Source organism: Aeromicrobium piscarium (genome assembly GCF_007421815.1).
GTDB lineage: Bacteria > Actinomycetota > Actinomycetes > Propionibacteriales > Nocardioidaceae > Aeromicrobium > Aeromicrobium piscarium.
The window spans coordinates 1-12,213 of record NZ_VLNT01000006.1 but is presented as its reverse complement, the minus strand read 5'-3'; the positions used below and the strand labels follow the sequence as shown (position 1 = coordinate 12,213).

Here is a 12,213-nt window from a genome sequence, read left to right as displayed (position 1 = left end):
GGTAGGCCATCAACCTCACCCTGCCGGCAGAGGTAGAGCATCAACCGTATGCGGGACCGGTTGGGGTAATGGCGTACCGCTACCAGCCGGTCCCTCAGGACGCGAGCGCGACCAGGTAGTCCTGCCATCGCGCCGTCACGGACGCCAGATCGGTGCCGAGCATCTCGCGCAGGGCCACGTCCACCTCAGCTCCGGCGACGACGGCATCATAGAACTCCCGCACCCGCTCGTCGCCGTACTCCTCGACGAGCATCCGGATCGCGAGCCAGGCCGACTCGTACACCGCGGTGACGCGTTCGGCATCGCCGAAGTCCTGAGGCCCGGGTAGCGCCGCCGGCGGACCCTCGCGACGCACCTCCGCCAGGATGCGCCCCGCGCTCGTCTCCAGCCCCGCGGCGTCCCCGCGCAAAGCGATCTCATCGGCGTAGCCCTCGGCCACCCACATCTCGACCCGCGACCCGACGACCCGGGTCAGCTGGTGCACCGCTTCATGGACCAGGACGATGCGACGACCCCGCTCGTCCATCTCGGCGAAGACCGCCGGATTCAGTGCGACGACCGCCCCCGCATCCGATGTCGCGTCCAGACGAGTGGTGACCGCGGCGATGGCGGCAGCCTCATCGGGAGCACGGCCGGCGAGCCGTCCGAGCGCGGCGTCGGTCGGCGGCACGACCAGGACCAATCGGTCGGCGGCCGTCTCGCCCAGCTCCTCACGCGCTCGCTGGGCAGCCGCGGTGGCGATGGGCGCGAGCTCGGCCAGGTCGTCACTCGCATCCCCGAGGGCGACGACCACGGCGTCGGCGTCGGCGTCGACAGCGATCTCGCCGGCCAGCCACAGCGGAAGGGGCTCGCCCCCGCGGTGATCCGTGCCGGCCCAGGCGAATCGATCCCCGTCCGGACGCATCACCAGCTGGACCTCGCTGGCACGTTCCGCTGCGGGAAGCACAGAGCCGTCCGTCTGCCAGGTGACGCGGACGGTGACGGTCGTCGAGCCGTCGTCGCGGGTGGGGGCCTGTCCCCCGTCGACATAGCCGAAGCGAACCTTCTGGCCGCCGAGGAGATCGAGCGCAGCCGCAGCGGTCCGGGCGGTCTCGGTGCCACCGGCCGCGGTGACGAGCTCCTCTCCGGTCGCGTCGCTCATCGCCCGCAGTTGCTGATCGATGACGCGCGCGGGGTCATCGGGATAGGACACGTCGTCCACCGACGACGATGGGCGCCAGGGCTGCTGCCATAGCAGCACCCCGGCGCCCATCACGATCAGCGCGGCGAGGGCGAGCAGATTGGCTCGCACCACCCGCGAAGGGCCCGCCGTGGGCCCCTCAGGCATGGTGTCGGTCGATCAGCCGACGCGGGCGGCGACGTCGAACCCGCCGAGGCCGACGATCTCGACGGTCTTACCCGGACGCGGAGCGTGGATGACCTGGCCGTTGCCGATGTACATGCCGATGTGCGACATGCTCGAGTACGCCACGAGGTCGCCCGGCTGGACCTCGCTGAGCGGGATCCGCGTGCCGGCATCGATCTGCGGGCCCACGACGCGCGGCAGCGAGACGCCCGCAGCCGCCCAGGCGGCCTGGGTCAGGCCCGAGCAGTCCCAGCTGTCGGGTCCGGTGCCGCCGTAGACATAGGGGTCGCCGAGCTGGGCGAGGGCGAACTCGATCGCCGCCTGTGCATTGCCGCTGCCCGGGGGGATCTCGACATCGGGCGCCTCGGTCTCGCCGGGAGCGTTGATCTCCTCCTGCTGCGCGGCATCGAGACGATCGAGATCGGCCTGGGCCTGCTCGTAGGCGCTCTGAACTTCGGCCTGCTTCTCCTCGGCCTCGGCCACCGCGGCCTCGAGCTTGGCGCGATGCTGCTCGAGCTGCTTCTGGCGATTCTGAAGGTCGCGGTTGGTGTCGGAGAACGCGTCGAGGGCCTCCGAGCGCGAGGTGTTGAGCGCGTCGACGGCGCTCAGACCGTCCAGGAAGACCTGGGCGTCCTTGCTCGCGATGAGGTTCACCGTCGGGCCGAGCGGGGCATCCAGGTGCTGCTGCACGATGGCGGACTCGAGCTCGGTGCGCTGCGAGTCGTACTGCGCCTGGACCTGCTCGATCTCCTGCGTGAGCGCGTCGATACGGCGCTGCAGCGTCTCTTGATCCTCGGTGAGTTGGTTGACCTCCTCATTGGCCGCCTCGGCGGCGTGGAAGGCCTGCTCGACGTCGTCGGCGGTGACCTGCGGGTCAGCCTGTGCCGACGTCAGACTCATGACGGCCGCGAGGCCCAATGACGTCGTTCCGACGGCGAGCGCGCGAAGGCGCGTCGTGCGATGCGTGCGTGGCACGGATCAACTCCTGCTCGATACCTCGACGCCTACCGGGTGAGCTGACGGATTCGGGCTCAAGGCTGCCCTACCCCGACGGACATGGTCCGGCGAGGATTCACCCCACACTGATTGGTTCCCCGGTCCGCCCGAAGGCGATTCGGCGGTGTCATCGCCCCCATCGGTCGATGGAGTTCATCGATGACACAAGGCATCACTCTAGGCAACGAGCGGGGTTGATTCAACTCGCGTCTCGGTGCGTCGGCGGATCGTCGAGGGTCATCAGCCGAAGTGGGGGGACGAGTCCGGAATCGGCAAGGGCGCCGAGGGCGGAACGCTCGGCATCATCGAGGGCGACGACATCCTGCGGCGGCCCCAGCAGCACACTGACGACACAGTCGCCGCAGGCCCCGGGGCTACGCACGACACAGCTGTCGCAGTCGACGACGAGAGGGTCTCCGTCTGGCCCGGGAAGCGGTGTGGCAAAGCTCATGTCCTTCATGTGCTCGACGTTAGGGAGACCCACTGACACTTTCGGTCCGGCGTGTCGTGGGATGTGCTCGGTGCGCGGCTCGGACGGAAATGACAGTGGCCGTCCCTAGGGTGATCGACGTGTTCCAACCCAGCTTCGAGGACCTCGGCCGCCCCCTGCACGACACCACGTTCTGCGTCGTCGACCTGGAGACCACCGGCGGCTCCCCCGCCAAGGGCTCCAAGATCACCGAGGTCGGCGCGGTCAAGGTGCGCGGCGGGGAGGTGCTTGGGGAGTTCCAGACGCTCGTCAACCCCGACGAGTCGATCCCCGCCTTCATCACCGTGCTCACGGGTATCACCGATCAGATGGTCATCGACGCTCCCCGCATCGCCGAGGTCCTGCCGAGCTTCCTGGAGTTCGCTCAGAGTTGCGTGCTCGTCGCCCACAACGCCCCCTTCGACACCGGCTTCCTCAAGCACGCCGCGGCCCAGCTGGAACTGCCCTGGCCACGCTTCGAGGTCCTAGACACCGCGGTGATCGCCCGCCGTGCGCTCCTACGCGATGAGGTCCCCAATGTGAAACTCGCCACGCTCGCGGCACGCTTCTCCGATGTCGTCCCCGATCACCGCGCGCTCACCGATGCCCGGGCCACGGTCGACGTCCTGCACACGCTGTTCGAAAGGCTCGGCTCCCTCGGCGTGGACACGCTCGAGGAGGTTCGCGATCTCACGGCCGCCGTCGCGCCGGCGCAGCGGCGGCGACGCCATCTCGCCGACGGGCTGCCCGACGGTCCGGGCGTCTATCTCTTCCGCGATCGCGACGACCGGGTCCTCTACGTCGGCACCTCCCGGTCCCTCCGCAAACGGGTGCGCTCCTATTTCACGCGGTCCGAGACCCGCTCGCGCATGGGCGAGATGCTCGCGATCGCCGAGCGCGTCGACACCGTGTCGTGCAGCACCGCCCTGGAGGCTGCCGTCCGCGAGCTGCGGCTGATCGACGCGCATCGCCCGCCCTACAACCGGCGTTCCAAGTTCCCCGAGCGTCAGTCGTGGATCAAGCTCACGCGCGAGCCGTGGCCGCGGCTCTCGATCGTGAACCGCGTGAGCGATGACGCCGATTACATCGGGCCCTTCCGTCGAGCCGCCGCGGAGGCGGCTGTGGCCGCTTTGCACGAGACCTTCCGGGTGCGCCAGTGCACCACGCGATTCGGCAAGGAGCCGCGCCGATCACCGTGTGCTCTCGCCGACCTCGGTCGCTGCCTCTCCCCCTGTGACGGCTCGGCCGACGCCGCGGCGTACGCCGTCGAGGTGGAGCGTCTGCGAGATGCCCTGCGTGGAGACCGACACGGCGCCGTCGTGGAGCGGATCGATGCCAAGATGCGCGAGCAGGCCGAGCGGGAGCGATACGAGCAAGCCGGCGTCTGGCGCGATCGGCTCACCGCCTTCCTGCGCGGCAGCCGGCGCGCTCAGCGGATCGCCGGGCTCGCCAGGACTCCGCAGCTGATCGCGGCATCTCCCCACTCCGACGGCTGGGAAGTCCACATCGTCCGCCACGGCCGGTTGGCGGCTGCGGGAATCCTCCCCCGGCGTGCGGCGACCTGGCCCTGGATCGAGGCCCTCGTGGCCACCGCCGAGTCGGTGGCCACCCCGGCCGGGCCGGCGCCGGCAGCCCTCGTCGAGGAGACGGAGGCGGTGCTCCGCTGGCTCGAGCAACCCGGGGTGCGGCTCATCGAAGGGACGTGGGCGTCTCCACGGTGGAGCACCGCACGCCACCTCGACCGCTATGAGGTCCATCGATCTATGCTCACTGTGTGATCACCGCGATTGTCTTCATCGAGGCCGAGGTCTCGCAGATCTCCGAGATCGCCCAGCAGATCGCCGAGATCTCCGGGGTCAGCGAGGTCTACTCCGTGACCGGCGAGCTGGATCTCATCGCCATGGTGCGCGTGCGCTCTCACGACGAGATCGCCCGCGTCGTCCCCGACCGCATCAACAAGGTGCCCGGCGTGCTCAGCACCCAGACGCAGATCGCCTATCGTGCCTTCAGCCGCCACGACCTCGAGGACGCCTTCTCCATCGGCCTGGACTGACCCTCGACCTCGGGCGGACCCCGACCCCAGATTTGGCCAGTTGTGGCCCGTTTCCTGCCTGGAAAACGGGCCACAACTGGCCAAATCTGGGGAAGAACAGGGGCCGAAGTGGGTCAGCCGGCGAGGCGCTGCGTGATCTGGCTCCAGCGGTCCAGCGTCGCGCGCGCGGCACCGGAGTCGATCGACTCGGCGGCCCGCCGCACGCCGTCGGCGAGTCGCTCGGTGAAGGTGCCCGGCGCTGCCACATGCGCGGCGATCCCGGCACCGGCGTTGAGCAGCACGGCGTCGCGCACCGGACCAGACTCCCCGTCGATGACACGAGCGAAGACATCGGCGTTGAACTCCGGGTCGCCGCCGCGCAGCGCCTCGGGGGCTGCGAGCTCGAAGCCCAGCTCGCGCGGATCGAAGATCTCGACGACGATCCGCCCGTCGTGACCGGGGAGCCACACCTGCGTGGTGGCGGACACGGTGATCTCGTCGAGCCCATCGTCGCCTCGGAAGACGAAGGCATCGGCGCCGCGACCCGCCATCACACCGGCCATCAGCGGCGCCATCCGGGCGTCCGCGCAGCCGATCGCCGCCGCCGAGGCGTGGGCGGGGTTGGTCAACGGCCCGAGGAAGTTGAAGATCGTGGGGATGCCCAGCTCCCGGCGCACAGGTCCGGCGAATCGCAGTGCGGGGTGGAACACGGGGGCGAAGCAGAAGGTGATGCCCGCCTCGGCATAGACATCGGCGATCCGCTCGGCAGGCAGATCGAGGCGCACCCCGAGGCGCTCGAACACGTCCGCCGTCCCCGACTGGCTCGACGCGGCGCGGTTGCCGTGCTTGACGACGCCGACGCCCGCCCCGGCGATGGTGACCGCCGACATCGAGGAGATGTTGACCGTCTTGGCCATGTCGCCGCCGGTACCGACGATGTCGACGACCCGGTCGTCGATCCGCAGAGTGGTGGCCTCGGCGTACATCGCCGCCACGAGACCCTCGACCTCCGGCAGCGTCTCCCGCTTCTGGCGCAGCGCGACCGCGAAGCCGGCGATCTGCGCGGCGGACGCCTCGCCGGAGAGGATCTGCCCCATCGCCCACCGCGCGGTATCGGCGTCCAGGTCGGTGCCGGCGACGAGCGATGCCAGCACCTGCGGCCAGGTGTGGCTCATCGCGGAGCGGCGGCGAGGCCGCGCGCGACCTCGCAGAACACATCGGCCATGCGCAGTGGATCGATCGGCTGAGGCACGGCCGCCTCCGCTCGCGACCAGGTCGCCAGCCAGGCGTCCTGTTCGCGGGCGGTCAGGACGATGACCGGGGGGGCGTGGAAGATCTCGTCCTTGATCTGGCGGGCGATGCCCATGCCGCCCGCAGGGACCGACTCGCCATCGAGGATGACGAGGTCGATGCCCCCTTCGTCGAGCCGCTGGTGCACCACCGGCTCGGTGGCGACCTCGACGAATTCGACGCTCGGGAGATCGGGGTGCGGACGCTCCCCGATGGCGGTTTTGACCGCCATCCGAACGTCGCGATCATCGCTGTACAGAAGGACCCGCAGGGTGTCGTGACCGGTCACAATCGAATCGTACATAATGAGGGTGTGGCGACTACTTCTGCGATCCCCGCGTCCCGGCTCCACGGCGTCGAAGGACGGCCGTCGTATGTGACGGTCGGAACGATCGTCTGGCTCTCCAGCGAGCTGATGTTCTTCGCGGCGCTGTTCGCTGCGTACTTCACCGTGCGCAGCGCCGCTCCGGAGCTCTGGGCGCAGGAGACCGCACTCCTCAACCTGCAGTTCGCGACCGCCAACACCACGATCCTGGTGTTGTCCTCGTTCACGTGCCAGTTCGGCGTCTTCGCCGCGGTGCGTGGCCGCGCCGGTCGCGAGGGCTCACTGCTGCAGATCGGCAAGTGGGGCATGCGCGAGTGGTTCATCCTCAGCTACATCATGGGTGCCATCTTCATCGGCGGTCAGGCGTTCGAGTACGCCGAGCTCGTCGAGCACGGCGTGACCATCCAGAGCTCGGCCTACGGCAGCCTCTTCTACCTGGCGACCGGCTTCCACGGTATCCACGTCGTCGGCGGTCTACTGGCCTTCCTCCTGGTGATCGGGCGCACCTATGTGGCCCGCAAGTTCACTCACGAACAAGCCGTCTCGGCGGTCGTCGTGTCGTACTACTGGCACTTCGTCGATGTCGTCTGGGTCGCGCTGTTCGCGGCCATCTACCTGATCCAGTGAGCAAGGCTCACCTAACCGTCACATCCCCGCGTTATCACCGATACGCTGACGAAAATCGTTGAGGAATGAGGTTCTCGGTGCGCACATTGTCGACCAGACGCCGCCACCCCCTGGCCGGCCTGTTAGTTCTCGCGGTGGGCCTGCTCATCACGGGTGGCCTGTACGCCGCGGTGGCCCCCAAGGCGGCGACGGCCGAGACGACGTCGATCGACGACATCGAGGCGGGGCGTCAGCTCTTCCTGGTCGGTTGCGCGAGCTGCCACGGCGTCAACGCGCAGGGCGTCGCGACGGAGGGCACCGGTGACAACCCGGGCAACTACGGCCCCTCGCTGATCGGCGTCGGCGCCGCCTCGGTCGACTTCCAGATGGGCACCGGCCGCATGCCGATGGCACAGACCGCGCCGCAGGCCCCCCGCAAGAAGGTCGAGTACTCCGAGGAGGAGATCTCGCAGGTCGCCGCGTACGTCGCCTCACTGGCCCCCGGGCCGCAGATTCCCGACGAGCGCTACTTGGACTACGAGAGCCTCTCCGATGAGGAGATCGCCCAGGGCGGCGAGTTCTTCCGCACCAACTGCACCGCCTGCCACAACTCCGTCGGTGCCGGTGGCGCGCTGCCCAACGGGCGCTACGCGCCCAGCCTGCACGGCGTCGAGGCCAAGCACATCTACGAGGCCATGCAGACCGGTCCCCAGCAGATGCCCGTCTTCTCCGATGACGTCATCACGCCTGAGGAGAAGCTCGCGGTCATCGGCTATGTCCGCGCCATGAGCACCGAGCCCGACTACGGCGGATTCAGCGGCGGCAACTTCGGTCCGGTCAGCGACGGCGTGTTCGTCTGGGTGCTCGGCATCGGCGGTCTGGTCGGATTCGCCACCTGGATCGGCTGGCACGGCACGAGAACGAAGAAGAAGAGGGCATGAGCAGCGATATCGAAGAGCGCACCCCCGCCGGCGACCCGATCGCCGATCCGGGCCTGCCGGCGCACCAGTACCGCCCCCAGGACGTCGATCCGGCGCAGGAGAAGCGCACGGAGCGTCAGATCGCCGGCATGTTCGGCATCGCCACGCTGCTGCTGATCGGCTTCTGCGTCGCGTACTTCACGATCGGCCAGGACCAGCTGATCGTCATCCCGGGCACCAACTGGTCGGCCCTCAACTTCACGCTCGGCATCACCCTCGCCGGCGCCCTGCTGCTCATCGGCATCGGCATCATCCAGTGGGCCAAGAAGCTCATGGGCGATCACGAGATGATCGAGATGCGTCACCCGGCGGCCTCCTCGGTCGAGGATCGCACCGCGACCATGACGGCCGTCAACGACGGCATCGAGGAGTCCGGCATCGGTCGCCGTCCGCTGATCCGCAACAGCCTGCTCGGCGCTCTCGGCGCCATGGGCCTCCCGGCGATCGTCATGCTGCGCGACATGGGTCCGCTGCCCGGCGACACGCTCGCGCACACCGTGTGGGAGCCCGGCATGCGGGTCGTCAACGATGTCTCGGGACAGCCCCTGCGGCCTTCCGATATCGAGGTCGGGCAGCTGGTCAACGGCCAGCCGGCGATCTTCTACGAGACCGATGACGACGGTCACGCGGTCATGCACGGTCACGATGTCCTCAATGCCAAGGCCAAGGCCGCCGTCATCCTGGTGCGGATGCGCCCGGAGGACATCACGCCGGCCGAGGGTCGCGAGAACTGGGGCATCGACGGCATCCTCTGCTATTCCAAGATCTGCACCCACGTCGGCTGCCCGATCAGCCTGTGGGAACAGCAGACCCACCACCTGCTGTGCCCCTGCCACCAGTCGACCTTCGACCTCGCCGACAACGGCAAGGTCGTCTTCGGCCCGGCATACCGGCCGCTCCCCCAGCTCCCGCTGGCGGTGGACGACGAAGGCTACCTGATCGCGGTGAGCGACTTCCCCGAGATCGTCGGTCCCTCGTACTCCTTCCTCGACCGGGATCAGAAGCGTCTTGATGAGGAGAACGCCTCATGAGCTCCACCTACACCCCCGTCGAGGACACCAAGACGGGCAAGAAGCTCGCCGGTCCGGTCGGCTGGCTCGACGAGCGCCTCGGCCTGGCCGCCCTCGGCAAGAAGAACCTGCGCAAGGTCTTCCCCGAGCACTGGTCCTTCATGCTCGGCGAGATCGCTCTCTGGTCCTTCGTCGTGCTGCTCATCACGGGTGTCTTCCTGACCCTCTGGTTCGACCCCAGCATGGCCGAGACCGTCTACACGGGCTCGTACCGTCCGCTCAACGGCGTCGAGATGTCGGTGGCCTATGCCTCGGCCTTGGACATCAGCTTCGATGTCCGCGGCGGCCTGCTGCTGCGCCAGATGCATCACTGGGCGGCGCACCTGTTCATCGCCGCGATGATGGTGCACATGCTGCGCGTGTTCTTCACCGGCGCGTACCGCAAGCCTCGTGAGATCAACTGGCTCATCGGCCTGGGCCTGCTGACCCTCGGCATCCTGGCCGGCTTCAGCGGCTACTCGCTGCCCGACGACCTGCTGTCGGGTACCGGCCTTCGCATCGCCGACGGCATGATCAAGTCGATCCCGCTGGTGGGCACGCACGTCTCCTTCTTCCTCTTCGGCGGCGAGTTCCCGGGCGATCAGATCATCCCCCGTCTCTATATGGCGCACATCCTGTTGATCCCGGCGTTGTTGTTGGGATTGATCGCGGCGCACATGCTGCTGCTCGTCTACCACAAGCACACGCAGTTCCCGGGCGCCGGACGCACCAACGAGAACGTGGTCGGCTACCCGATGCTCCCCGTGTACGCGGCCAAGGCCGGTGGCTTCTTCTTCATCGTCTTCGGTGTGATCGCGTTCCTGTCGGCGACCTTCACGGTCAACGGCATCTGGATCTACGGCCCGTACAACCCGGCCGAGGTCACCGCGGGCTCTCAGCCGGACTGGTACATGGGCTTCGCGGAGGGTGCGTTGCGTATCTTCCCGCCGCTGGAGTTCGACATCTTCGGCAGCACCTGGCCACTGAGCGTGCTGATCCCTGGCCTCGGCGCCCTGGGCATCCTGTTCACGCTGCTCGGTGCCTGGCCCTTCGTCGAGCGGTGGATCACCGGGGACGACCGTGAGCATCACCTGCTCGACCGTCCGCGCAACGCTCCGACGCGTACCGCGCTGGGCGTCGCCGGCATGACGGCCTTCGGTCTGCTCTGGATCGGCGGCGGCAACGATGTCATCGCGCTGCGTTTCGGCCTGGACCTGAACTCGATCACCTACTTCCTGCGGGTGATGTTCTTCCTCGGTCCGATCATCGCGTTCATCGTCACACGACGGATCTGCATCAGCCTGCAGCGCAAGGATCACGAAGTGCTGACCCACGGCTTCGAGACGGGCGTCATCGATCGCTCGCCCGACGGCGGGTACTCCGAGCGCCACGCTCCCCTGTCGGTGGACAAGCAGTATGCGCTCACCAGCGCGAAGCCCGCGCCCGCGGCCCTCGAGGCCCCGGAGCTCGTCGATGCCAACGGTGTGGACGCGCCGAACGGTCGCAAGGCCAAGCTGCGCGCACGGCTGCGCCGCTGGTACTACGCCGGTGCGTTCGACAAGCCGACGGTCGAGGAGATGCAGCACGCCGAGGAGCATCTGCGCGATGCCGATCAGCATCCGGTCGACCTGGGCGAGGACTTCCAGGGCGTCTCGGAGACGGGCGTCCCGCGGGTCCACTGACCGACAGTCGTACGACGAAGGAGGGCTGCTCCCCCGTGTGGGGAGCAGCCCTCCTTCGTTGTTCCCGCCCGGGTGGCGGTAGGCCATCGACCTCACCAGCGCAGGGGCGGTAGACCATCAACCCCATGGCCCCACGATGACGTTGAGGACCTACCTCTAGGCAACGTCGCTCGCGGGCGAAAGGTTGATGACCTACCGCCGCAGGTGGCAGTCAGCGCTGGGCCGCGGTGATGAAGTCCAGCTGGGCCTGGGAAGGACCGGACCACTCGGCCTCGATCGTCGGCTGGTTCTCCTCGTACATGCGGAACAGGGAGTTCTTCAGCCCCTCGTCGCCACCGTGGAACTGCTCCAGCAGAGCGCTCCACTCCCCCGCCAGGGCACGGCCCTCCTCGCTCACCGGGTCGGTCCCTTGGGCGATCGCGGCATCCACCCGGGCCATCAGCTCGGGCCAGGCGTTCTCGACCTCCGCGATCCGCTGCTCGCCGATCTCGGCACGCCTCCGCTGCAGCTGGGCGATCTGGTCGGCGTCGAAGTACTGCTCGAATGTGTTGGACATGACAACCTCCTTGATGAGTGCCAGGAGATCGAGCTCGCCGCCCGCGCGCTGCGCATGCACTACTCGGTCCCGCGCACGGGTCAACGCCACGATCTGCGCGTCGAGGGCAGCCCGTTGGTGCTCGAGCGTCTCAGCCACCGTCAGAGCCCCGCTGACGACCTCCCCGATGCGATCGAGGGAGAGACCCATCTCTCGCAGCCCGACGACCACATAGAGCCGTTCGAGATCGGCCGCATCGTACAGCCGGTGTCCGCCGGCCGTGCGGGCGCTCGGCCGGACCAACCCGAGACGGTCATAGTGGTGCAGCGTGCGCACCGTCAGTCCCGAGCGCGTGGCCACCTCGCCGACGCGCAGGTCCGTGTCGCTGCTCATTGCTCGTCCTCCTGTACCGCGCCGGTCGGCGCGACCGCACCGACGCTAGAGCCTCACGTTACGTCGGGTTCAAGTCTCGATGGGATCGGTCAGCGAACTATCATGCGATCCATGCCGCCTGATGACGAGAACGTCCGCCTCTATGGTCCGTGGGAGGGCCGCAGGCCCCAGGACGCGGCGGCGCTCCTGGAGGACTACCCCGGGCCGTGGTGGATCGCCGGCGGCTGGGCGATCGAGGCGTTCACCGGTGTGCCCCGCCCCCACGGTGACCTCGATATCGGTATCCCGCGCACTGATGTCCCCCTGCTGCTGGCCCATCTACAGGGGCGACTGCATGTCTGGGCGGCCGCCGGCAGCCTCACGCCGCTCACCACGGCCGCCGCGTGTCGACGACGCTCGAAAACTGGACAGTTGTGACGCTTGAAAAGTGAACACTCACGACGATCGGAGAGTGATCACTATGGAGGACTGGGCGTTGATCCGTCGGCTTGCCGGCGAGGGAGTGCCGAAG

13 protein-coding genes and 1 riboswitch are annotated in these 12,213 nt (G+C 68.3%); of the genes, 7 read left to right on the top strand and 6 right to left on the bottom strand.

The window, feature by feature from the left end; genetic code table 11:
• Positions 1-94: 94 nt before the first annotated feature.
• The 3 genes from FNM00_RS09000 to FNM00_RS08990 form a co-directional block, all read right to left on the bottom strand.
• Positions 95-1,327 carry a gluzincin family metallopeptidase gene (locus tag FNM00_RS09000; protein ID WP_143913113.1) on the bottom strand — a complete coding sequence of 411 codons (1,233 nt, stop codon included), beginning with the start codon at positions 1,325-1,327 and terminating at the stop codon, positions 95-97.
• A gap of 12 nt (positions 1,328-1,339) precedes the next feature.
• Positions 1,340-2,320 carry a C40 family peptidase gene (locus tag FNM00_RS08995; RefSeq protein WP_143913112.1) on the bottom strand — a complete coding sequence of 327 codons (981 nt, stop codon included), beginning with the start codon at positions 2,318-2,320 and terminating at the stop codon, positions 1,340-1,342.
• Between the two features lie 11 nt (positions 2,321-2,331).
• Positions 2,332-2,475, bottom strand: a riboswitch (cyclic di-AMP (ydaO/yuaA leader).
• A 65-nt stretch (positions 2,476-2,540) separates the two neighbouring features.
• Positions 2,541-2,801, bottom strand: coding sequence for a hypothetical protein (locus tag FNM00_RS08990; protein WP_246065128.1), 261 nt, complete (start codon positions 2,799-2,801; stop codon positions 2,541-2,543).
• A 110-nt stretch (positions 2,802-2,911) separates the two neighbouring features.
• On the opposite strand from FNM00_RS08990, the gene FNM00_RS08985 reads away from it, so the two are divergent.
• Together FNM00_RS08985 and FNM00_RS08980 are read left to right on the top strand one after the other, a co-directional pair.
• Positions 2,912-4,588: a DEDD exonuclease domain-containing protein gene (locus FNM00_RS08985; protein WP_342778541.1), complete on the top strand. Its 1,677-nt coding sequence runs from the start codon at positions 2,912-2,914 to the stop codon at positions 4,586-4,588.
• The gene (locus tag FNM00_RS08980; RefSeq protein ID WP_087624002.1) at positions 4,585-4,863 is read left to right on the top strand and encodes an Lrp/AsnC family transcriptional regulator; all 279 of its coding nucleotides are present in this window, start codon (positions 4,585-4,587) and stop codon (positions 4,861-4,863) included. Before FNM00_RS08985 ends, FNM00_RS08980 begins: the two co-directional genes overlap by 4 nt.
• Positions 4,864-4,976: 113 nt before the next feature.
• Here the strand turns inward: FNM00_RS08980 and trpD are convergent, their stop codons facing one another.
• Entirely contained in the window at positions 4,977-6,017 is a 1,041-nt protein-coding gene (trpD, locus tag FNM00_RS08975; RefSeq protein WP_143913110.1) for an anthranilate phosphoribosyltransferase, read from the bottom strand.
• Positions 6,014-6,421 carry a DNA-binding transcriptional response regulator gene (locus FNM00_RS08970; protein ID WP_374190851.1) on the bottom strand — a complete coding sequence of 136 codons (408 nt, stop codon included), beginning with the start codon at positions 6,419-6,421 and terminating at the stop codon, positions 6,014-6,016. Before FNM00_RS08970 ends, trpD begins: the two co-directional genes overlap by 4 nt.
• A 24-nt stretch (positions 6,422-6,445) precedes the next feature.
• Here FNM00_RS08970 and ctaE point away from each other — a divergent pair, with 24 nt between their 5' ends.
• The 4 genes from ctaE (at position 6,446) to qcrB (ending at position 10,774) form a co-directional block, all read left to right on the top strand.
• Entirely contained in the window at positions 6,446-7,084 is a 639-nt protein-coding gene (ctaE, locus tag FNM00_RS08965) for an aa3-type cytochrome oxidase subunit III (protein WP_143913108.1), read from the top strand.
• Between the two features lie 77 nt (positions 7,085-7,161).
• Positions 7,162-8,004: a cytochrome bc1 complex diheme cytochrome c subunit gene (gene qcrC, locus FNM00_RS08960; protein WP_246065143.1), complete on the top strand. Its 843-nt coding sequence runs from the start codon at positions 7,162-7,164 to the stop codon at positions 8,002-8,004.
• Entirely contained in the window at positions 8,001-9,074 is a 1,074-nt protein-coding gene (qcrA, locus tag FNM00_RS08955; RefSeq protein ID WP_143913106.1) for a cytochrome bc1 complex Rieske iron-sulfur subunit, read from the top strand. Before qcrC ends, qcrA begins: the two co-directional genes overlap by 4 nt.
• On the top strand, positions 9,071-10,774 hold the full coding sequence (gene qcrB, locus FNM00_RS08950) for a cytochrome bc1 complex cytochrome b subunit (protein ID WP_143913105.1): 1,704 nt from the start codon (positions 9,071-9,073) through the stop codon (positions 10,772-10,774). Before qcrA ends, qcrB begins: the two co-directional genes overlap by 4 nt.
• Positions 10,775-10,985: 211 nt before the next feature.
• Here the strand turns inward: qcrB and FNM00_RS08945 are convergent, their stop codons facing one another.
• Positions 10,986-11,702, bottom strand: coding sequence for a MerR family transcriptional regulator (locus FNM00_RS08945; protein WP_143913104.1), 717 nt, complete (start codon positions 11,700-11,702; stop codon positions 10,986-10,988).
• Positions 11,703-11,813: 111 nt separating this feature from the next.
• On the opposite strand from FNM00_RS08945, the gene FNM00_RS08940 reads away from it, so the two are divergent.
• The gene (locus FNM00_RS08940; protein ID WP_143913103.1) at positions 11,814-12,119 is read left to right on the top strand and encodes a nucleotidyltransferase domain-containing protein; all 306 of its coding nucleotides are present in this window, start codon (positions 11,814-11,816) and stop codon (positions 12,117-12,119) included.
• The last annotated feature ends 94 nt before the right edge of the window (positions 12,120-12,213 follow it).